This is a genomic window from Ferrovibrio sp. GW821-FHT12E11, from assembly GCF_058806975.1.
On sequence record NZ_JBXAQG010000001.1, the window covers coordinates 2199783 to 2221350 of the forward strand.

Annotated in this window: 22 protein-coding genes; 13 read left to right on the top strand and 9 right to left on the bottom strand. The window is 63.0% G+C overall.

From position 1 onward, the window contains the following. Positions 1–3: 3 nt before the first annotated feature. Positions 4–417, bottom strand: a complete 414-nt coding sequence (locus tag AC1ROT_RS10955; protein WP_492973695.1) for a response regulator — start codon at positions 415–417, stop codon at positions 4–6. A gap of 16 nt (positions 418–433) precedes the next feature. After that, a complete protein-coding gene (locus AC1ROT_RS10960) occupies positions 434–3187 on the bottom strand; it encodes a hybrid sensor histidine kinase/response regulator (RefSeq protein ID WP_492998995.1) in 2754 nt (917 codons plus the stop codon). A 394-nt stretch (positions 3188–3581) separates the two neighbouring features. Between AC1ROT_RS10960 and AC1ROT_RS10965 the strand changes: the two genes are divergently transcribed. Together AC1ROT_RS10965 and AC1ROT_RS10970 are read left to right on the top strand one after the other, a co-directional pair. Beyond that, entirely contained in the window at positions 3582–4748 is a 1167-nt protein-coding gene (locus AC1ROT_RS10965) for a type II toxin-antitoxin system HipA family toxin (protein ID WP_492998997.1), read from the top strand. After that, complete coding sequence (locus AC1ROT_RS10970) at positions 4724–5770, top strand: helix-turn-helix domain-containing protein (RefSeq protein WP_492998999.1); 1047 nt, start codon at positions 4724–4726, stop codon at positions 5768–5770. The genes AC1ROT_RS10965 and AC1ROT_RS10970 overlap by 25 nt, the downstream gene beginning before the upstream one ends. Positions 5771–6056: 286 nt before the next feature. Here the strand turns inward: AC1ROT_RS10970 and rpsD are convergent, their stop codons facing one another. Beyond that, positions 6057–6671, bottom strand: coding sequence for a 30S ribosomal protein S4 (gene rpsD, locus AC1ROT_RS10975; RefSeq protein WP_492973697.1), 615 nt, complete (start codon positions 6669–6671; stop codon positions 6057–6059). A gap of 498 nt (positions 6672–7169) precedes the next feature. Here rpsD and AC1ROT_RS10980 point away from each other — a divergent pair, with 498 nt between their 5' ends. Genes AC1ROT_RS10980 through AC1ROT_RS10990 form a run of 3 tightly spaced genes read left to right on the top strand, consistent with a single transcriptional unit; the run spans position 7170 to position 9059 of the window. Next, positions 7170–7916: a creatininase family protein gene (locus AC1ROT_RS10980; RefSeq protein ID WP_492973698.1), complete on the top strand. Its 747-nt coding sequence runs from the start codon at positions 7170–7172 to the stop codon at positions 7914–7916. Between the two features lies 1 nt (position 7917). Then, a complete protein-coding gene (locus AC1ROT_RS10985; protein WP_492999000.1) occupies positions 7918–8313 on the top strand; it encodes a nuclear transport factor 2 family protein in 396 nt (131 codons plus the stop codon). Between the two features lie 41 nt (positions 8314–8354). Continuing rightward, positions 8355–9059 carry a 2OG-Fe(II) oxygenase gene (locus AC1ROT_RS10990; RefSeq protein ID WP_492999001.1) on the top strand — a complete coding sequence of 235 codons (705 nt, stop codon included), beginning with the start codon at positions 8355–8357 and terminating at the stop codon, positions 9057–9059. Here the strand turns inward: AC1ROT_RS10990 and AC1ROT_RS10995 are convergent, their stop codons facing one another. Next, positions 9060–10409 (bottom strand): adenylate/guanylate cyclase domain-containing protein, encoded by a 1350-nt coding sequence (locus tag AC1ROT_RS10995; RefSeq protein ID WP_492999002.1) that lies wholly within the window; start codon positions 10407–10409, stop codon positions 9060–9062. Positions 10410–10694: 285 nt separating this feature from the next. Between AC1ROT_RS10995 and AC1ROT_RS11000 the strand changes: the two genes are divergently transcribed. The 3 genes from AC1ROT_RS11000 to AC1ROT_RS11010 all read left to right on the top strand — a co-directional run bounded on the left by AC1ROT_RS11000 (position 10695) and on the right by AC1ROT_RS11010 (position 11531). After that, positions 10695–10889 (top strand): hypothetical protein, encoded by a 195-nt coding sequence (locus AC1ROT_RS11000; protein WP_492973702.1) that lies wholly within the window; start codon positions 10695–10697, stop codon positions 10887–10889. Between the two features lie 247 nt (positions 10890–11136). Then, entirely contained in the window at positions 11137–11349 is a 213-nt protein-coding gene (gene hemP / locus AC1ROT_RS11005; protein WP_493001155.1) for a hemin uptake protein HemP, read from the top strand. A gap of 56 nt (positions 11350–11405) precedes the next feature. After that, positions 11406–11531 carry a hypothetical protein gene (locus tag AC1ROT_RS11010; RefSeq protein WP_492999003.1) on the top strand — a complete coding sequence of 42 codons (126 nt, stop codon included), beginning with the start codon at positions 11406–11408 and terminating at the stop codon, positions 11529–11531. Positions 11532–11651: 120 nt separating this feature from the next. Here the strand turns inward: AC1ROT_RS11010 and AC1ROT_RS11015 are convergent, their stop codons facing one another. From AC1ROT_RS11015 to tsaD, 5 genes are all read right to left on the bottom strand, one after another. After that, on the bottom strand, positions 11652–12014 hold the full coding sequence (locus AC1ROT_RS11015; RefSeq protein WP_492999004.1) for a Rieske (2Fe-2S) protein: 363 nt from the start codon (positions 12012–12014) through the stop codon (positions 11652–11654). Between the two features lie 100 nt (positions 12015–12114). Then, positions 12115–12528: an EVE domain-containing protein gene (locus AC1ROT_RS11020; RefSeq protein ID WP_492999005.1), complete on the bottom strand. Its 414-nt coding sequence runs from the start codon at positions 12526–12528 to the stop codon at positions 12115–12117. A gap of 1 nt (position 12529) precedes the next feature. Next, positions 12530–13267 (bottom strand): hypothetical protein, encoded by a 738-nt coding sequence (locus AC1ROT_RS11025; protein ID WP_492999006.1) that lies wholly within the window; start codon positions 13265–13267, stop codon positions 12530–12532. Further along, entirely contained in the window at positions 13264–14250 is a 987-nt protein-coding gene (locus tag AC1ROT_RS11030; RefSeq protein WP_492999007.1) for an NAD(P)H-dependent glycerol-3-phosphate dehydrogenase, read from the bottom strand. Before AC1ROT_RS11030 ends, AC1ROT_RS11025 begins: the two co-directional genes overlap by 4 nt. Further along, positions 14247–15347 (bottom strand): tRNA (adenosine(37)-N6)-threonylcarbamoyltransferase complex transferase subunit TsaD, encoded by a 1101-nt coding sequence (gene tsaD / locus AC1ROT_RS11035; RefSeq protein WP_492999008.1) that lies wholly within the window; start codon positions 15345–15347, stop codon positions 14247–14249. The genes AC1ROT_RS11030 and tsaD overlap by 4 nt, the downstream gene beginning before the upstream one ends. A gap of 79 nt (positions 15348–15426) precedes the next feature. Here tsaD and hemC point away from each other — a divergent pair, with 79 nt between their 5' ends. The 5 genes from hemC (at position 15427) to AC1ROT_RS11060 (ending at position 21559) form a co-directional block, all read left to right on the top strand. Then, entirely contained in the window at positions 15427–16359 is a 933-nt protein-coding gene (hemC, locus tag AC1ROT_RS11040) for a hydroxymethylbilane synthase (RefSeq protein WP_492999009.1), read from the top strand. Between the two features lie 17 nt (positions 16360–16376). Continuing rightward, entirely contained in the window at positions 16377–17075 is a 699-nt protein-coding gene (locus tag AC1ROT_RS11045; RefSeq protein WP_492999011.1) for a uroporphyrinogen-III synthase, read from the top strand. 16 nt (positions 17076–17091) lie between these two features. After that, entirely contained in the window at positions 17092–18153 is a 1062-nt protein-coding gene (locus tag AC1ROT_RS11050) for a COG4223 family protein (RefSeq protein WP_492999012.1), read from the top strand. A 2-nt stretch (positions 18154–18155) separates the two neighbouring features. Next, the gene (locus AC1ROT_RS11055; RefSeq protein ID WP_492999014.1) at positions 18156–19481 is read left to right on the top strand and encodes a heme biosynthesis HemY N-terminal domain-containing protein; all 1326 of its coding nucleotides are present in this window, start codon (positions 18156–18158) and stop codon (positions 19479–19481) included. Between the two features lie 161 nt (positions 19482–19642). Further along, positions 19643–21559, top strand: coding sequence for a methyl-accepting chemotaxis protein (locus AC1ROT_RS11060; RefSeq protein ID WP_492999016.1), 1917 nt, complete (start codon positions 19643–19645; stop codon positions 21557–21559). Positions 21560–21568: the final 9 nt, after the last annotated feature.

Genomic DNA, 21568 nt, shown 5'->3' on the forward strand with positions numbered 1-21568 from the left:
GCTTTAAATCAAACCATGGAATTTCAGCAGCGCGTCGATGCGCTGCTTGAGCAGCGCCAGCGCCACCGGCTTGACCAGGTAGCCGTCCACCTTCAGCTGCTTGGCTGACACCACGGTTTCCTGCTGCTTGTCGGCGGTGAGAAAGATCACCGGCGTGTGCGCCAGGCCCTCGTTGGCAAAGCCACGCAGCTTGGTGAGATAGCCCAGGCCATCCACCGGTTCCATATGCACGTCGCACAGCACCACCTGCGGCCGGACGCGCACGGTCTCGCGGAAACCCTGTCCGCCTTCGGAGGCCTCGTGGATATTCTGGAAGCCGATCTGCCGCAGCAGGCCGACGATCATCATGCGGGTATAGGATTCATCCTCGATCACCAGGATGCGGATCTTGTCGTAGCGGGCTTTGTCGTCGCTCATGGGGTCGGACTCGTTTTCAGCTTTTGAGTATCTGGGGCAGCAGGTCGCGCAGTTCGTCCAGCGTCGGCGCCATCAGCTCGGCCATCAGCGCGACGGTCTCGGCATCGTTGTCGTCGCAGGCATCCTGCAGGTTGGAGGCCAGCGCGCCGAGCCGGCCGATGCCGATGGTCAGCGCGCCACCCTTCATCGCATGGGCCAGATGCCGCACCTCGGCCATGTCGGGGATCGCGACGGCATGGTTGATCGCGTCGATGCGGATCTGCGCATCGGCGACGAAATCCTGCAGCAGCTGCCGCGCCATGGCGTTGAAGCTGCCGAAACTCTCGGCCAGCTTGGCCGGATCGAAGATATCGCTGTCCCAGCCAAGCGCCGGCGCGGCGGCCTGGGCCGGCGCGGCGTCCGGTTTCTCGACCGGTGCCGGCTGGCGCAGCGGCAGGGCCTGCGGCAGCCATTGCCCCAGCAGGCGCCCCAGGGCGCGGCTGTCGATCGGCTTGGTCAGATAGCCGTCCATGCCGGCATCGAAGCATTTCTGCTCGGTGCCGGTCAGCGCATCGGCGGTCAGTGCGATGATCGGCAGGCGCGCCCGGCCCTCTGCGGTTTCCGCGGCGCGGATCGCGGCGGTGAGCGCGAAGCCGTCCATTTCCGGCATATGGAAGTCGGTCAGCAGTAGGCCATAGCTGCCGCGCTCCAGCTCATACTGCTTCAGCGCCGCGGCGCCGTCTTTCGCGATGTCGCAGGCAAAGCCCATGCGCGACAGCATCTGGCGGATCACCATCTGGTTGGTCGGGTTGTCTTCCGCCACCAGGATCATCGCACCCCGCGCCGTCGCCACCTCGAAATCGGGCGGTGCAAAGGCCATGTCCTCGCGTTCGGTGGCGGCCGGCAGGTCGGGCACCGCCAGCCCGCGCGCCATCGCCACCGCGCGCCACAGGGTGGCCCGGTGCAGCGGATAGGTCAGGCTGGCGCTGAACTGCGCGGCGTCCGCCGCATCCAGCGTCGAGACCAGGTAGCGCGAGGCCGCCAGGATGCAGGCGGTGCCGGCGCCCAGCAGATGCGGCGCCTCCAGCCCCGGCGGGTCCTCGCAGCGCGCATCGACCAGCACCAGATCGTAGCTGTCGCGCGGCAGGTTTGCTGCCGCCTGCAGATCATCGACCATGGCACTGATGCTCAGGCCGGCGGCCTGCAGATAGCTGGTGGCTGCATCGGCCAGCGGCTGCGGCAGACCCGCCAGCAGCACGCGGCCGCCGGCAATGTCGACCGCCGGCGCCGGCGCCGTGCTGCCGGCTTCCGCCGGCAACGGCAGCTCGAACCAGAAGACCGAGCCCGCGCCCGGCATGCTGTCGACGCCGATACGGCCGCCCATCATGTCGCAGAGGCGATGACAGATCGAAAGTCCCAGCCCGGTGCCGCCGAACTTGCGCGCGGTTGAGCTGTCGGCCTGGCTGAAGGGCTTGAACAGCCTGGCGCATTGTTCCGGCGTCAGGCCGATGCCGGTATCGCGGATCTCGAACCGCAGTCGGTCGTCCGTGTCGGCGCGCACATGAATGCTCACCGTGCCGCGTTCGGTGAACTTGATCGCATTGCCGCCCAGGTTGAGCAGCACCTGGCGTAGGCGCGTCGGATCGCCCAGCCGGCGGTCGGCAAGCTGCGGATCGATGGCGATGGCAAGGTCCAGGCCCTTGTCGTCGGCCCGCGTGATCAGCAGCTCGCCGATGCCATCCACCACATCGCCGAGCGAGAAGGGGATGGTTTCGATATCCAGCTTGCCGGCCTCGATCTTGGAAAAATCGAGAATGTCGTTGATCACCGTCAGCAGCGCGCCGGCGGATTCGCGGATCACCTTCGCCATGCGCTGCTGGTCCACATCCAGCCGCGTCAGCTCCAGCATCTCGGCCATCGACATCACGCCGTTCATCGGCGTGCGGATCTCGTGGCTCATGGTGGCAAGGAAATCTGATTTCGCTTTCGTCGCGGCTTCGGCCTGTTCCTGCGCCAGGCGCAGGGCGCGCCCGGCATCGCGGAACACCTTAAGCGCGCGCGCCAGCTGGCCGATCTCGTCGCGCTTGCCGGTGCCGGGGATATGATGCTGCAGGTCGCCATCGGCCACCGCTGTCATCGCATCGGTCATGCGCGCCAGCGGGCGCGACACCTTGTTGCGGGTCACCCAGACGGCGAAGGCGGCGCTCAGTCCCACCAGGGTCAGCACGATCACCAGGCCTTCCTGGAAACGGCTGAGGGTCGCGCCGGCCTGGCGCAGGGTGCGGTTGGAGGCGACGATCTTGTATTCGATCAGCGATCCCAGCCGCGTGGTGATCGGGTCGACGGTGGGATACATCACCTCGTCGACAAAGCGTCCGACGGCCGGCACATCGCGTGCCTGCACGGCGCTGCGCAGCCGCGTGATCGCGGCGCCGGAATCCTGGATGCGGATATCCAGGTCCTCGGCGCGGCGGCTCTCGTCGGCATCCTCCACGTCGGTCTTGTAATTCTCCCAGGCGATCTCGATGCGGCCGCGCGCCTCGTCGATGGTGTTGGCGGCCTGCTCCCAGCCGATCAGGTCGTTGCGGATCTTCACCGCCGTATCGACGATATCGGCCTGATAGGCATCCTTCACCTGGCCCAGCAGCACGATGGGGCGGATGGCGCGGTTGCGCACGGTCTCCAGCTGCGCATCGGCGGTGCGCAGCAGCAGCACGCTGAAGCCGCTGCCCAGCACCACCGCGCCAGCCAGCAGGGCGATGGCGAAATACAGACGCGCGCGGATCGACATGTCTTCCCCTGAGAGACGCCCTGCCTGAATAGCAGTCCATCATCCACAACCTAACAGGGGTTAGCAGGAAAGGAAGTTAGGAAGCCGCGGGTTTTAGCCCCGAGCTATCGTCGCGCAGCGAGGCAAGCTCTGTATAGTTACGGGAGAGCTTCTGCTATTTCTAAAAATACAAAGATATTTTGTGAATATTATATACTCAATTTTAATTTAGTATTATGGGAAATATCAAGAAAAATCAAGATATTAGTAATTTAAAATTTACTATACATATAATTTTTTCATATTACTAAACTATATAATCTAATAATTAAAACATTCGAAAATCAGGATGTTATAGATTATTATAATGGCAAAATATCCAGTATCTAAGCCTTAAACTAAATTATAATTTACCATGATATCCAGAAGAGCTGAAGTCCTATTCAAAGATAAAGTGGCCGGGACTCTTGAGGAGACCGCCAATGGAGGGACGCGTTTTGTCTACGGGGTAGACTGGTCTACGCCTATTGCTTGTAGCCTCCCTGTAATTCGTCGTGAGCATGAATGGTCGGTTGGGTTACATCCATTCTTTGAGCATCTTGGGCCAGAAGGATGGTTGCGAGAACAGCAGGCACGAGTAGCTCATATTCAACAGGAAGACGATTTTGGATTGCTCTTACGATACGGTTTGGACTGTATCGGCGCAGTAGGTGTCCGCCCCCAAAGAGATGTGACATTCGCGAAGGAAATTACTGAGGCCACCGCCAGCCCAGGGCGAACCATTTCTGGTATCCAGAAGAAGCTTCTTGTTATCAAAACCGGTCAAGTTTATTGCCCCGCCGAAGCCACTGGACCTGCTTTCTATATCGCTAAATTTAACTCTCAAAAGATTCCGACATTGGTGCGCAATGAAGCGCTGAGCCTACGATGGACTTCTGGTTTGTTAGGCGCCAGAGAAGTGACAGAATTTCAGCAAGGGTATGTCGAAACGGTAAATGAGATTTCTCTTATCGTTACGCGTTTTGATCGCACCGTGGAAGGCGAGAAGTTACGGCTTGAGGATTTTGCGCAAATTCTTAATAGGCCTCGTGGCGCCAACTATGGTGGAAAATATGCTTCAAGTTATGAGGAAGTCGCCGAAGTAATAAAAGAGCACTCCGTCCGACCGCAAATTGATCTCTTGCATTTCTACAGAAGGCTCATCGCATTTGTCTTAATTGGGAATTGCGACGCGCATTTGAAGAATTTTTCCCTTTTAGAAACACCGAATGGATTGCGTCTATCCCCCGTTTACGACGTTCTCAATACGGCGATTTATGATGGATATGACCAAACGTTGGCTCTTGAGCTTGAAGGAAAACGCGTAGCCTTGGATGAAGTTACGCGACCTATTCTGGAGAGTTTTGCCAAGCGAATAGGTCTGCCTGAACGAGCTGTTCAGCAGACTTTTGTGGAACTTAGAACGAAAACCCGCCAAATATCAGGAATACTCCAGCCGCCAAATGCCGAAGGGCCGGACGGATTTGTCACAAAGTTTGGCGAGATTGTGAGCAGGGCATGTCTGAGAATTTTGGAAAATTAGGCCCTTTGAATTGGCAGGCGCTTGTCGCGGAAGCCATACGAAGGAGAAAGTCTGAGAAGCTCACGCAGCGTGAACATGCATCTCTCGCAAGTGTCAGCATTCCTACTATTGTGGCATTCGATCGAGGAGAAATCACGCTCACATTGGCAAAAGCATTCGACATATTGCGTGTGGTTGGCTTGATGGATGAAGCCGTTGAAGGGGGCACGCAAGAGGTATTCGTTCAAGAAGCTTTTACTCGATGGCGAGATCTCACTTCACCTCTAGAAGAAGACGCGCCAGCTCGGTTTCCAAATGGATGGTATCGGATCGACTATGCGCTTAAGGGAGATTTGAGAGCGGTTGGCTTATCCGAGTTGGAGAATATATTAGATCAAGCTGAGTTGCCCCACACGGGTTGGCCCGCATTCCGGGTTCCAAGAGCGGGGTCGGATATCCCAGTCAGAGAAGTAAATGGCTGTGTTGAATGTTGGTATGGAGAACGCGCTAATATTGCCAATCGCATTGTTCCAGATGCAGCCCACTCCGATTATTGGCGTGCGGCCCCGACGGGGCGTATGTTCCTCATTCGAGGCTATCAAGAGGATGATCAGGAAACATTCAAGCCAAGAACGATTTTTGATCCGTCACTGGTCATCTGGCGTTTAGGTGAGGCGCTATTACATGCGGCGCGCGTGTCTAAACTTCTAGCAGAAGATCAATTTCTCGCTAATGAAGGGACCGGCATACAAGTGCATTTTCGTGCTCTTTATGCCGGCTTAAGCGGGCGTGTGCTGCGGGCTTGGTCAAATCCCATGAGTGATCTTCTCATTGAGGGCGGGGCTGCCCGTAGCGATGAGGCAATGCTCGAAGCGATTGTTCCGGCAAATAAGATCGAGAAGAGCTTGGCCAGCTTCTTAACGCCTATGCTGTTCTCTCTATATGAGAGATTTGGCGTGACAGGGCTTCCTATCAGTCGGGTTGAACATGAAGTGGAGCGGCTTCAGAATAGTCGTGTTCGTTCGGATAAAATGCCCCGCTGATCGTGGGTCTACTGAAAGTGATACTAGAAGATAAAAATCAGCATTGGATGTGTCGGCGTCGAATTGCCGAATAGTATTTCAAGATTACTAAACGTTTAGTGGAAGGTGCGTTTATTACACTTGTTGAGACAGGTTTGGATGAAAATGACGAGCGCAAAATAATCGCCGCGCTGCGATCGTAGTAGTTAGGCTAACTTGCACGCTTGTTTTTCTTTATTATGTCAGAATTCACAAAAAAGGCCGCTCGTGAGAGCGGCCTTCTCTGTAAGGGCATGATCCGAACGGTTTAGCGCGAGTAGAACTCGACGACCACCGCCGGGTCCATCTTGACCGGGTACGGGACATCAGCGAGCAGCGGCACACGCTTGAACGTGGCCTTCAGCTTGCCTTCATCCATCTCGATATAGTCGGGGATGTCGCGCTCGCTCGACTTCAGCGCTTCCAGCACGAAGGTGTATTCCTTCGCGGCGCCGCGCACTTCGATCACGTCACCGACGCGGATCTGGTAGCTGGCGATGGTGACGCGCTTGCCGTTCACGGCGATATGGCCGTGATTGATGAACTGGCGGGCGGCGAACACGGTGGCGACCACCTTCATGCGGTAGACCACGGCGTCGAGGCGACGCTCGAGCAGGCCGATGAGGTTCTCCGAGGTATCGCCGCGACGACGGTTCGCTTCCGCGAAGGCGCGACGGAACTGCTTCTCGGTGATGTTGCCGTAGTAACCCTTGAGGCGCTGCTTGGCCATCAACTGGGTACCGTAGTCAGTCGGCTTCTTGCGCTTCTGACCATGCTGACCCGGCGGATATTCGCGCTTGTTCAGCGGGCTCTTGGCGCGACCCCAGAGGTTTTCGCCCAGGCGGCGATTAATCTTGTACTTGGATTCCTGACGCTTGCTCATTCTGTGTGTAGTCCTGATTCGGCGCATGGTCGGACGGCAGCCACGACGACCCGGTCCATGCAAGGAATGCCGATCCCCCCGCTGAGGAGGCGGGGAGGGCGGGCGCATCATAGGGATAAGGGGGGGCCCGTCAAGCGAGGAGTCCGGTTTCCGGGCGCCGGCCGGCTCATGCCCGGCGGCGGGCTTGAACGGGCAGAAGTTCGCACTATGTTCTTGTATTCCGGGCCGGATCAGGCGGCTTCGCGCATAGGTGGTGAAATCGGTTAACGCGAAGCCGAGGGAAGCGAAACGAAGCCAGACGAAGCGGAATGATGCTCAAACGAAGCAAAAGGACCCCAAAGGAAGCGGATCGAAGCGAAACGAACGCCAACGAAGCCGCAGGAAGCGCAACGAGCCTGCCCTCCAGCACCGGTGGCCGTGATTGCCTCGGCCCGGCGCTGGACTTCCCGTCGCCCTGCCCTTTTTATTCAAGGCCTTAACATGGGGAGACTGGCGGGCATGCAGCTGCATCTGAGTACCTGGGCCGAGGTGGAAACCTATCTGAAGCGCTCCACCGGGATCATCATCCCGATCGGCTCCACCGAGCAGCATGGCCCCAACGGCCTGGTCGGCACCGATGCGATCTGCGCCGAGGTCTTCGCCGCCGAAGTCGGCAAGGCCGCCGATGCCCTGGTGGCGCCCACCATCAATGTCGGCATGGCCCAGCATCATCTGGGCTTCCCCGGTTCGATGACCTTGCGGCCCTCCACCCTGATCGCGGTGATCCGCGACACGGTCGCCAGTCTCAGCCGCCACGGCTTCGACCGCTTCTTTTTCCTCAACGGTCATGGCGGCAATGTCGCCACCGTGACGGCGGCGTTTTCCGAAATCTATGCCGAAGCCTCGCTGGCGCAGCCGGGGACGAATACGCCGGCGCTGCGCTGCGCCATCAAGAACTGGTGGGAAGCGCCGAGCGCGCGCCGCCTGTCCAACAGCCTGTTTCCGGGCGAGGAAGGCAGCCATGCCACGCCCAGCGAAGTCTCGGTCACCTTCCATGCCTATCCCGACGCGGTGAAGACCGTGGAGATGACGCCGCGCATCGCACCTCATGGCGGCTTCACCGATGCGATGGACTATCGCCGCCGCTTCCCCGATGGCCGCATCGGCTCCAACCCGGCGCTGGCCACCAAGGAACACGGCAAGACGATTGTCGAAGCGGTGGTGCCCGAGCTGGCCGAAAGCTACAAGGCGTTTCTGGCGGCGTGACATGAGCAAAGCGGTTCTCGATAGCTATTACGCGGCGTTGCGCACCGGCGATTTCGGCACGCTGGAAGGTTTGCTGACACCGGGCATCACCGTGCGCTATTTCGGCCCGCCGGGTCTGCTGCCCTGGGTCGGCGTGCATGAAGGCTTCGAGGCCTACAAGCGCTTCCTCGACAAGGTGCGCGATGCGCTCGAGATCATCGAGGTGGCGCAGGAAGCCGTGATCGCCGAGGGCGCGTGGGTGGTGGTGCTCGGCCGCGGTCACTGGCGCGCCAAGCGTTCGGGCAAAGACCTGCGCGTCAGCATGACCAATGCCTTCCGCTTCGAGAACGGCAAGATCGCCGAATATCGCATCTATACCGACACGGCGGCCTTTGCCGCCGCACTCGGTCCGCAATAAACGGGAAGCGCGCCGGCGACCGGCGTCGCTAGGATGGCGGCATGACCGATCTTGCCTCCCGCATTAACAAGCTCGACTGGCCGGCGCTGCTGCAAAGTCTGGATGCCGATGGCTTTGCCACAACAGGCGCGCCGTTGCTGTCCCCTGATGACTGCGCCGCGCTGATCGAATCCTATGAACAGCAGGCGCTGTTCCGCAGCCGCGTGGTGATGGCGCGCCACGGCTTCGGCCAGGGCGAATACCAGTATTTCCGCTATCCGCTGCCCGCTGCGATCGCCACATTGCGCGAAAAGCTCTATCCGCATCTGGTGCCGCTGGCCAACCGCTGGGCCGAAAGCATGTCAGTCGCCACGCGCTTCCCGGCAGTGCATGCCGACTATATCAAGCTGTGCCATGACGCCGGGCAGTCGCGGCCGACGCCGCTGCTGCTCAAATACGGCCCCGGCGACTACAACCGCCTGCACCAGGATCTCTATGGCGATCTGGTGTTTCCGCTGCAGCTCACCATCCTGCTCAACGACGGCTTCGACGGCGGCGAATTCGTGCTGGTCGAGAACAAGCCGCGCAGCCAGAGCCGCGCCGAGGTCGTGTCCTTGAAGAAAGGCGACGCTGTGATCTTCGCCGTAAACACCCGGCCGGTAGACGGCGCGCGCGGCTCATACCGCGTGGCCATGCGCCATGGCGTCAGCCGCATCCGCAGCGGCGCGCGCTACACGCTCGGCATCATCTTCCACGACGCGGGCTGATCAGCTCCGGGGTGGCCAGACCTGCACGGAGACGGTCTGTTCGCGGCCATCCAGCCGGCGGTCGCCGGCGGATTCGAAGCGCGGCAGCGTCTGGTCATGCAGCGCGGCTTCCGTCAGCGCCGCGTCGGAGACCGCGATCTTGCAGTCGAGCAGCCGGGTCAGGGCTTCCAGGCGGCTGGCGATATTGACGGCGTCGCCCACCACGGTGAATTCCATGCGCTGGTCGCTGCCGAAATTGCCGACGACGACCGGGCCGTAATGCACGCCGACCGACAGCCGCACCTGCGGCACGCCGCGAGCCTGCCGCTTGGTGTTCCAGCGGTCGATCTCGGCCTGCAGGTCGATGGCGCAGCGGATGGCGCGGGCGGCCGAGTCCGCCTGTTCATGCAGGGTGCCGAAGGTGGCGAGGAAGCCGTCGCCCAGATATTTGTCCAGCGTGCCGCCATGGCGGAACACCACGCCGCTGCCGCGTTCGTGGAAACTCTTGAGGAAGCGCACCACGCGGTCCGGTGCCATGCGTTCGGACTGGCCGGTGAAGCCGACGATATCGGCGAACAGCAGGGCGACGCGGCGGTTGGTCGGCGTGCCGAAATTCTGCTCGCTCGACAGGATGCCCTCGGCCACGTCCGGCGAGACATAGCGGGCCAGGGCGGCGCGCGCGATCTCGCCGCGGGTCTGGCGCAGCAGCAGGGCGCGGGCGCGCCACACGGCGGCGGCCAGTAATGCGGTGGCGATGACGGTCAGCACCACCTGGTTCAGTAGCTGGAAATAGCCGACATAATACGGGTTGGTGATGAACTGCAGCAGCGCCTGCGGCGAGGCTTCGACGCCCGGCGTATAGGGCAGCGTGTCGGACCGCATCGCCACCAGCACCACGCCCATCGACCACACCGCGACGACGCACAGCCCGGTCCAGATCACCTGCAGCGGTGAATAGGACAGCGCCGCGCCGACGATCAGCAGCACCAGGTAGAGGAATTCCGGGCCGCGCACCCGCATCTGGATCGGAAAGCCGAAATCGATCATGCCGGGCGGCGGCAGGATCACCACCGCGGTGATCAGGATGACGTCGAGCAGGATGAAGCCGAAGCGGATCGGCACGGCATAGCGGTGCCGGTGCAGCAGATGCGGGACCAGGCCGAGCAGCAGGAAGCCGCTGGTGACCGAGAGATAATACAGCTGGCGCTGCGGCTCGATCGCCAGCACCAGCCAGAGCATCACGGTCAGCACGGCAACGATGCGGGCGCGGAAGGCGAAGCGGCGGCCGCGGGTTTCTTCCTCGGCGATGGAGCGGCTGAGCCGCTCACCCAGCGGCGTGCGCGGCGGTCGTTTCGCCAGGAACCCGATCACGCTGTCTGCCTGCCCGTCATGTCCGCAATCTCCCCGCTCGGTCTGCGCCATTCTGCCCGTTGCGCACTGCAGCGGTCTGTGACGGCTGCAGCATATTGCATTTGGCTGCATCACATCGCTGCGATGTTGCAGTGCACGCGCCTGCATTTGTAATCAGGCGCACACAAACACCGGATCACACAAAAACCTTATTCTCGTCACACCACCAGCATGCTTGTCCAATTAAAGTCCCGCCATAGATCACAGAGCAAGCCAGCACGTTTTACAGAACCGAAGGAGGGGCCCATGCAAGACGCACGCACGACTGCGATTCACCTGATCCGCAGCAGTACGGTCTGCTGGAACACCAACGAGCCCGGTCTCAACGAGATGCTGGCCGATCCGATGACCCAGTTGCTGATGCGCCGCGACGGTGTCCAGGAATCGGAAATCCGCCGTCTGGCCGCCCGCCTGCGCCAGCGCAGCGCCGAGCCGGCCTGACCCTTTCAAATCTGACCCGCCCGCTCAGGGTGGGTTAGCGTAAACCCGCGGCCGGCAACGGCTGCGGGTTTTTGCTGTCCGGAGCGCAAAGAAGCCGGGCTTAACTGGTCCGGGCATACAATTTCATGGGCTTGGTAGAATTCATGGGCTTGGTAGAATTTGCGACTTATTCTCACTTGCATTCAGCGTCATTGCGACCTATAGTCATTTGCACGGGCCGGGGCTGGCCCGACAGGAATTGACCTTGATGCAGGAAAGCCAGAGCAAGTGTCCGCGGACGCGGCAGGCCGAGACCGCGACGGTCACCGAGCTGCGCGCCACCAATCTCGGCAAGGGCGGCAACGCCCGGTATGACAGCCGCTGCATCTTCCGCGGCGGCCGGGAAGTGGAGATCGTGCATAACGGCGCGGAATACCGCCTGCGCATGACCGCCGCCGGCAAGCTGATCCTGACGAAGTGACGATCTGGCGGCCTTTGCCGCCGCAAGGATGTGTTGTGATGAGGAAGGAGACATCGATGTCCCGCCGCAAGTCGTCGCACCGCCCAGTGTTGTCTGGACTTGGGTTATCTCTGCTGGGCGATGCCCTGCTCAGCGTCTGCGACGCCTGTCGCGACATCCGGGTGATTGCCCGCGCCGGCTAGGCGTCAGGAATCATCGGGCGAAAAATTCGGAAGTCGGCTGCCGCAGCTCCTCCCACCCTGCCTGCGGTCGCTGAAAGCGGCTGGAGCGGCGTCCCTCGCGCAACTCCAGCCGCAAATCTTTTAAGCGACCACCACCCAGCCATCCGTATCGAGCTTCACCGGAAACGCCGGGATCGCCTTGTTCTTGCACGGGCCGATATAGCAGAGCCCGTCATGGATGGTGAACAGGGCGCCATGGGTGCCGCATTGCAGCGCCGTCTTTTTCATGTTGAAGAACTTGTCGGGCTGCCAGTCCAGCGAGGTGCGTACATGCGGGCATTCATTGACGTAGCCGAAGACGGCATCCTGCCAGCGCACCACGAAACACTGGAAACGGTCCTTGCCCTCGCCCCAGGTGAAGCCCTTGGCATCGGTTGCCTCCAGTTCATCGAAGCGCAGCAGCCTGGTGCCGGGGGCGGGCTGGTTCGGGCGGACAGTGGTCATGATCCCAACCCAATTTCGTCATGCCCGCGAAAGCGGGCATCCAGGGCCAGAGACAAAACTGGGCTCCCGCTTCCGCGAGAGCGACGATAATCGATAACCATTACGCGCTGACGCCGCCCATTTTACAGATCAGCTTCCAGCTTGCTGCATCGACAGGCGACACCGACAGCCGCGACTGCCGCAGCAGCGCCAGTTCCTTCAGCTTCGGCTCGGCCTTAATCTGGGCGAGCGTGACCGGGGTCTTTAACGGAAGCAGCGCTTTCACGCTCACCATGCCGAACTTGCCGGTCTCGTCGGTCGGGTCCGGGTGATACAGCTTGCACACTTCCACGATGCCGACGATCTGCTTCTCGTCCACCGAATGATAGAAAAAGGCGCGGTCGCCCAGCTTCATCGCCTTCATGTTGTTGGCGGCCTGGTAGTTGCGTACACCGTTCCAGCTCTCGACCTTCTTCTTGACCTGCATGTCCCAGGACCAGGCGGAAGGTTCGGATTTCATCAGCCAGTAGTTCATTTTACTGCCCTTCAATATTGGGATCTTTGCCAGACCAGACCCAGATGTTGCCGCCTTTGTGCTCCAGAAATACCGGTCTTACCGATTCGTCCTCGAAACAGCGCGAAGCCGTTATACGAATTCTTTCCTCAGATTCCCACTTCGCATCCAGAATGCGTCCGGCGTCGCTTGGGCGATTGAACAGATAATTTTCCAATATGAGAACGGGAATCGTTTCCGCCGTGCTCCATATGGAAATCATCGCCTCATCTGTTTCGCAACCCAGACCATAGGTCAGCATGTTCTGGTTGCGAGGAGAAAGAATAGGCCGGCCGCCCAGTGATATCTCCGTGCCATCCTTATTAACGATAAGAATGTCACCACCTTCATAGAAATGGACTTCCACCAAGGCCCATGACTTCTGCGGCCATGTACCGGTGATGCGATGGTAGATAACGCAACCGCCAATATCTTGATGTTGTATGCCGTCTATGACCTCTACAGGGGTCTCGCGCTCGCATTGTTCAAGCGGCACGTCGGTGTACGATTTCGTTTTTTCCCCGGAAACGTACAGCGTAAGTGTATTGCCTGAGCGTCTCGCGAACTCCGGATACCGTTCCAACACAGCCTTTTCTTTGAAATTCCCTGCCGCTATAGAATTTGTAAATTTGGACGTGTCGGGCGCGGAGAATGGCTTTTGCTGGGCGCATCCGGTAAGCAGAACGACCAAGCAGATAGCTGCAGCTTTTATACGAATCATGCTTCCGCCTTGAAGGGGCGCGAAAGCAAAGCGGTCAGCATGTCGTCAATCGATGCGTTCAGGTGCAGCACGGCATTCACGGCGGCGCAGATCGGCAGTTCAACGTTCTTTGCCTGCGCCAGCACCTGCAGCGCCTTCGCGGTATGCACGCCTTCGGCCACGGTGCGGCGGCCGGCCATGATCTCGGGCAACGTCCGGCCTTCGCCGAGCGCTACGCCGACCGAGAGGTTGCGCGACTGCGGCCCGGAGCAGGTCAGCACCAGGTCGCCCAGCCCCGAAAGCCCCATCAGCGTCTCGCGCTTGGCACCCATGGCCAGTCCCAGCCGTGTCATCTCGGCCAGGCCGCGGGTGATCAGCGCGGCGCGCGCATTGTCGCCCAGCGTCTTGCCGATGACGATGCCGCAGGCAATCGCCAGCACATTCTTCACGGCGCCGCCGATCTGCGCGCCGATCACGTCGTCGGAGAGATACGGCCGGAAGGTCGGGCGGCCGAGCCGCTGCATCAGCCGCTCGCCCAGTGCCGCATCGGTGCAGGCCAGCGTGGCGGCAGCCGGCAGGCGGCGCGCCACTTCGCCGGCGAAATTGGGCCCGGTGAGAATGGCAATCGGCCGGCTTGGCAGTGCCGATGCCATGACTTCCGAAGGCAGCAGCCCGCTGCCGATCTCGATGCCCTTGGCGGCGATCACCAGCGGCGCATGACCGGGTAGCGCGCTGCCGATCTGTTTGGCGAAATCGCGCAAGGACTGCGCCGGCACGGCCAGCACCAGGGTGCTGCAATCGCCGAGGTCGCGCAGGGTTGCGGTGGCTTTCAGGCTGGCCGGCAGCATCACATCGGGAAGATAGGCGGCATTGGCATGGTCGCGATTGATCATCGCCACCACGTCGGCGTTGCGCGCCCACAGGATCGTCTCGCCCTGTTCGGCCGAGAGCGCAGCGAGCGCGGTGCCCCAGGCACCGCCGCCGATGACGCCAATCTTCATCATGCCTTTATTCCTGCAAACGGCTTCGCCGCCGCCATGGCATCCAGCGGCCAGCGTGCCCGCGCCGGCGCCTCCAGATTGTCGATCATCCCGAGGCGGAAGCGCTCCAGCCCGGCCCAGGCGATCATGGCGCCGTTATCGGTGCACAAAGCCATCGGCGGCGCGGTGAACTGCAGGCCATGCTGCGCCGAGAGATCGACCAGGCCAGCGCGCAGGGCGGCATTGGCGGCGACGCCACCGGCGACGACGAAATGCCGGCCGGCAGCCGTATGGGCAGCGTCGAACAGCTGAATGGCATTGCGGCTGCGGTCCAGCACCACATCCATCACGGTCTGCTGGAAGCTGGCGGCCAGATCGGCCTTGTCTGTTTCAGTCGGGGCGTCGCCACAGCTTTCCAGCGCCAGGTTTTCCAGAGTCTGGCGCACGGCGGTCTTGAGGCCAGAGAAGCTGAAGTCGCAGCCGGGCCGGCCCTTCAGCGGTTTGGGCAGGACAAAGCGCGTTGCATCGCCCTGCTTCGCCAGTTTCTCGATGGCGGGTCCGCCGGGATAGCCCAGACCCAGCAGCTTGGCGGTCTTGTCAAACGCCTCGCCGGCGGCGTCATCAATCGTCGTGCCGAGGCGTTTATACTGTCCGACGCCCTCGACGATCAGGAACTGGCAATGGCCGCCGGAGACCAGCAGCAGCAGATAGGGAAACGGCACGTCGTCCGACAGCCGGACCGACAGCGCATGGCCTTCCAGATGGTTCACGGCAATGAGCGGTTTGTTGGCGGCATAGGCCAGCGTCTTGGCCGTCATCAGCCCGACCATGACGCCGCCGATCAGGCCCGGCCCGGCGGTGGCGGCGATGGCGTCCAGGTCGGTCAGGCGCAGGCCGGCGGTCTTCAGGCTCTCGGCCACCAGGCCGTCCAGATGTTCGATATGGGCGCGGCTGGCGATTTCCGGTACCACGCCGCCATAGGGCGCGTGTTCCCTCATTTGCGAGAACAGGCTATGACTGACAACGCGGCCGGCACGGTCATCCCTGCCCCGCGGGCCATGGTCCTGAACGATGGCGCAGGCGGTCTCGTCGCAGCTGGTTTCGATGCCGAGCACAAGCATCGCCGGGTCCGTCCCAAGTGGTGGTTGCTACAGTATATACAGAGCGAGTAGGCCTAGCATTATGACGCCAAGCCAGCAAGTGAACCCCGGTCTTCCCGTGCTGACCATCGGTACGCGCGGCTCGCCGCTGGCGCTGGCCCAGGCCCAGGAAACCCGCGACCGCCTGCTCAGGGCCCATCCGGCCTTACGCGAGGCCGAGATCGCCATCCGCATCATCAAGACCACCGGCGACAGGATCCAGGACCGGCCACTGTCCGAGGCCGGCGGCAAGGGGCTGTTCACCAAGGAAATCGAAGAGGCGCTGCTGGCCGACGAGATCGACCTGGCCGTGCATTCGATGAAGGACATGCCGACGCAGTTGCCCGACGGTCTGATGATGGCCGTCTACCTGCCGCGCGAGGATGTGCGCGACGTGCTGCTCAGCATGGCGCCGATGGCGCTGGCCGATCTGCCGCAGGGCGCCACCGTCGGCACCTCGTCGCTGCGGCGGAAAGCGTTTTTGCTGGCGCGCCGGCCCGATCTCAGCGTGGTGAATTTCCGCGGCAATGTGCAGACGCGGCTGCGTCGCCTCGAAGAGGGCATGGTGGCCGCCACCTTCCTGGCGATGGCCGGGCTGAACCGCCTGAAGATCGCACCGCCGGGCATGCGCGTACTGCAGACTGACGAGATGCTGCCCGCCGTGGCCCAGGGCGCCATCGGCATCGAATGCCGGGCCGGCGATACCCGCGTGCTCGACTTCCTGAAACCTTTAGACGATGCGCCGACGCGCATGCGGGTGGAAGCCGAGCGGGCCCTGCTCGCCGTGCTCGACGGCTCCTGCCGCACGCCGATCGCAGCATTAGCCGAACTCGACGGCGTCGGCATGCGGCTGCGCGGCGCCATCGCTCGGCCCGATGGCACGGAGCTGATCGAACTGGATGGGCGCGGCAATGCGCGCGACGGCGTGGCGCTCGGCCAGGATATCGGCGGCCAGCTCAAGGCCCGCATCGGACCCGGTTTCTTCGATGTCTGACCGGCGGATATAACCGCGTGCATCTGCTGCTGACCCGGCCCGAAACGGAATCGCAGGCGCTGCGCCAGCGGCTGCTGGCGGCCGGCCACAGTGTCGATGCCGCGCCCCTGCTGGCGATCCGTCGCAAGCATGACGTGTCATTGCCGCTGGATGGCGTCACTGCGCTGCTGTTCACATCTGCGAATGGCCTGCGGGCCTTCTGCGACGCCACGTCGCGGCGCGATTTCACCGTCTATGCGGTCGGCCCGGCCAGCGCGCTGGCGGCGAAGGCTGCGGGTTTTGCGCAGGTGGAGGCGGCCGGCGGCAATGTCGATCTGCTGGCGCAACTCGTGCGCGCCCGGCACTCGGTCTCGTCTGGGGCGTTACTGCATGCAGCCGGCTCGGCGCGGGCCGGCGATCTGCAGGCCATGCTGCAGGCCGATGGCTATGACGTGCGGCGCTGCGTGCTTTATGACGCCGAAACCGCCATCGCCCTGCCAGAGGCGGTGAAGGCCAGATTCGGCGCGAAAGGCTATGACGGCGTGCTGTTTTTCTCTCCCCGCACGGCGGCGACATTTGTTACCCTGACGCAGGCGGCCGGCATTGCCGCCGGCGCCGATGCTTGCGCGGCGCTCTGCCTCAGCGCCAATGTGGCGGAGGCCGTACGGGACCTGCCCTGGCGCCGCGTCGCGGTGGCGGCGACGCCGTCGGAAGATGACCTGCTGACCCTGCTGTAAGAACGGGATCTTTAGAATGAGCGACAAGCCCGGACAGGAAAAGATCATCGACGCCGATGTCGAGCCGCTGGAGAAGCCGCGCTCGCGCACCGTCCGCGTGGTGCTGTATATCCTCGGCGCTGTGGTGCTGAGCGTCGCCGTCGCCATCGGCTACCAGCTCACTGTGACCGGCCGGCTCGACGACCTGATCGCCGGGCGCAGCCTCGCACCGCAGCCGGCTGCGCGTCCCGCACCCAGCATCCCCGCTGCCGCTCCGGCACCGGTTGCAGTCCCGGCACCGACGGCGGTGGCCGATCCGCGCGTCGACGCCTTCGAGCAGCGGCTGACCGCGCTGACCGCCAGCCTTGAACGGCTGCAGCAGCTGCCGGCCGCCAATGCCGGCGATCCGCAGAAGCTGCGCGACCTGGAACAGCAGCTGGCGGCCCTGCGCCAGGCCAGCGAAGCGACGGCGAGCCAGCGCGCAGCATTACAGGGCCAGGTCAGCGACCTGCAGGCCAAGCTCAACGACATCGCCGAGGCGCGCAACACCGCCCTGCGCGATCTGGTGCGCGAACCGGTGCTGCAGCTGATCGCCTGGAGCGAGTTGCGCGAGCATGCCCGCCGCGGCGAGAAATTCGTCAACGAGGCGACGCAGCTCGGCCAGTATGCCGAAAGCCAGGGCGGCAGCCTGAAGACCGCCTTCGCCACGCTGCAGCCCTTTGCCGAACAGAGCGTGCCGTCATCGGTCGCATTGGTTGCGCGCTATGCCGCGCTGGCCGAGCAGCAGCGTGCAACGCCGGTGGCTGCGGCTGCGAGCGAAGACAAAAGCTGGTGGCAGCGCAGCCTCGACAAGCTGAGCAACCTGGTCAGCGTCCGCCGCGTCGGCACGCTGGACAGTGCCACGGTGGATGGCCGTCTTGATATCGCGCAGGCCGCGCTGCTGCAGGGCGATCTGGCGGCGGCGGTGGCGGCGCTGGATGGCGTGACGCTGGTCGCGCCGCTGCAAGACTGGCGCGGACAGGCCGAGGCGCGGCTGAAACTGGATGCCGCGCTGGATGCCTACGGCGCGGCGCTGCGCGGACATCTGGCGGTCCGCTGACCATGCTGCGTCTGATCCGCGGCGGTATCGTTCTTGGCGCGCTGATGGCGGTGGCCGGCTTTGCCGCCTGGCTCGCCGACCAGCCCGGCCGCATCCGCCTCACCTGGTTCGATCATGTGATCGAGGCGCCGGCGCCGCTGCTGGCGCTGGCCTTCGGCCTGATCCTGCTGGTTGGATTCCTGATCACCTGGGCGCTCGCCTGGGCCGCGGCTTTGCCGCAGCGACGCCGCCTGAAAAAGCAGGCGCGCGGCTATGCCAATTTCGCCGCCGGCATGGTGGCGGTGGCGGCCGGCGAACCCGACCGCGCCATGGCGCTGGCGGCGAAAGCCGAGAAGCAGCTCGACGATCCGGCGCTGACACGGCTGCTGATCGCCCATGCGGCGCAGCTGAAAGGCGACGAGGCGCTGGCGCTGAAAGCCTATCAGCTGCTCAGCCGCGATCCCGGCACGGCCTTCCTCGGCACCCGCGGGCTTCTGGCCGATGCGCGCCGCCGCCATGATCGCGAGGCCGCACTCGAGCAGGCGCAGCGGGCGTCGCGCTTACGGCCGTCCTCGCCCTTTGCCGCCGAGGCCGAACTGCGCCTGCTGGTGGAAGCCGGCGACTGGGACGGCGCGCGCCAGCGCCTGGACCTGGCGCGCAGGAAGAAGGCCGTCACCAAAGAGATGCAGGCGGCGCTGAATGCGCGGCTCGACATGGCCGAGGCGCAGGCGGCGCTCGGTCGCGACGACAAACGCATGGCGCGGCACTGGGCCGAGCGCGCGGCCAAGGCGCTGCCCGAACACCCGGCACCGCCGCTGCTGATGGCGCGCGCCGCCGATCACCATGCCGCCCGCGAAGCTGCCGGCTTCCATCTGCACCGCGCCTTTGCCCGCCGTCCGGCAGAAGCCTTTGCGGACAGCTGGCTGGCGCTGCAGCAGGAGACGGCGCCGGCCCAGCGCATGAGCGCGGCAGAAGCCTTTGTCGCCGAGCGCCGGCGCGAAACCGCGAGCCAGCTTCTGCTGGCGGCCACCGCGCTGCAGAACCGCGACTTCACGGCGGCGCGCGGTTTTCTCAATCAGGCCGGTTCGGCCGGCGGCTCCTGGGCGGCGCACCTGCTCGCGCGCCTCGCCGAAGAGGGCGATGGTGATCCGTCTGCGGCGGATCACTGGCGGGCACAGGCCGGCGCATCGGCGCTGTGGCAATGCGGCCATTGCGGCAGCGGTGCCGCCGACTGGGCGCCGCTCTGTGCGGCCTGCGGCAGTTTCGACACGCTCGATCCCACGGAGCTTGGCAGTGTCGCGCCGCTGGCGGCGCCGGCGCGGCCGCTGCTGGGTAGCCGGGCGATATAATATCCGGACAAAAATCCGCGAAGAATCCGGTGTCGCGGATATAGGTGTATTCACGTTATCGGAAAGTTAGCTGCAATTGCCGCGCCCGCGCGTGACCTTGGCACAGCGGACCATCCTGCAATCCCTGCAGTTCCGCCATGACCAACCGGGCGGAGCGAACCATGGGCATTCTGGCGGGCAACACGGGCCTCGTGCAGGCCATCGACAAATCGATGGCGCGGATCGAATTCGATCCCACCGGCATCATCCTCGACGCCAACGAGAATTTCCTCGCCGCCATGGGATACAGCCTGGCCGAGATCAAGGGCCAGCATCACCGCATGTTCGTCGAACCGGCCTATGCGCAGAGCGCCGAATACAAGGCCTTCTGGGCCAAGCTCGGGCGCGGCGAGTATGACGCCGCCCAATACAAGCGGCTGGGCAAGGGCGGCCGCGAAATCTGGATCCAGGCCAGCTACAATCCGATCCTCAACGCTTTCGGCAAGGTCAGCCGGGTGGTGAAATTCGCCACCGACATCTCCGCGCAGAAGCTGGAGCAGGCGAATTTCCAGGGCCAGATCGACGCGATCTCGAAGGTCATGGCGGTGATCGAGTTCGATCTCAAGGGCAATATCCTCAACGCCAACAAGAATTTCTGCGACGCTGTCGGCTATGCGCTCGACGAGATCAGGGGCCAGCATCACCGCATCTTTGTCGATCCGGCCGAGGCCGCATTGCCGGCCTATGCGCAGTTCTGGGACAAGCTCGGTCGCGGCGAATACGATGCGGCCGAATATCGCCGGATCGCCAAGGGTGGCCGTGCGATCTGGATCCAGGCCAGTTACAATCCGATCCGTGACATGAACGGCCGGCCGTTCAAGGTGGTGAAATACGCCACCGACATCACGGCGCGCAAACAGGCGAATGCGAATTTCGAAGGCCAGATATCCGCCATCTCGAAAGCCATGGCGGTAATCGAATTCGATCTCGACGGCAAGATTCTCACCGCCAATCCGAATTTCCTCGCCACCGTCGGCTACAGCCTCGCCGAGGTGCAGGGCAAGCATCACCGCATGTTCCTCGATCCGGCCGAGGCCGCGGCGCCGGCCTATCGCCAGTTCTGGGACAAGCTCGGGCGCGGCGACTACGATGCCGGCCAGTACAAGCGCCTGGGCAAGGGCGGCCGCGAAATCTGGATTCAGGCCAGCTACAATCCGATCCTCGATCTGATGGGCAAGCCCTACAAGGTGGTGAAGTTCGCCACCGATATCACGACGCAGGCGCTGGCGATCCGTTCGATCATGGCGGCTTCGGGCACGATTTCCTCGGCTTCGGCCGAGATCATCTCGGCCAGCCAGGATCTGGCCAGCCGCACCGAAAGCCAGGCGGCGACCGTGGAAGAAACCGCGGCCACCATGCATGAGGTGACGCAGACGGTGCGCCAGAACGCCGAAAGCGCCGGCACCGCCAGCCAGCGCGCCCATGAGGCCACCGACGCCGCCAACGAGGGCGGCCGCATCATGGCCCGGGTGACCGACGCGATGACCGCCATGCAGAACTCAGCCGAGCAGATCGGCACCATCATGTCGCTGATCGACGAGATCGCCTTCCAGACCAACCTGCTGGCGCTGAATGCGAGTGTGGAAGCGGCCCGCGCCGGCGAGGCCGGCAAGGGCTTTGCCGTCGTCGCCCAGGAAGTGCGTGCCCTCGCAGGGCGTTCGGCCAATGCCTCGAAAGAGATCAAGACGCTGATCCAGAAGTCCAACGGCGAAGTGCGTCAGGGGGCCGAGCTGGTCAGCCAGGCGGCCGGCGCGCTCGGCCGGATCGTCGAGTCGATCTCCGGCGTGGGCGGCATCGTCGGCGATATCGCCGGCGCCAGCCGCGAGCAGGCTCTGGCGCTGGAGCAGATCAATGCCGCCGTCACCAATATCGACCAGATGACCCAGCGCAACGCTGCCATGGTGGAGGAAAGCCGTGCCGGCGCGCTGCAGCTGCAGGAGCAGGCGGTCGAGCTGGAGCGCGTGGTAGAAAGCCTGCGCGGCGACGTGCAGAACAACACGCCGGCGTCCGATTACCAGTATCAGCAGGCGGCGGAATAAGCCGGACGG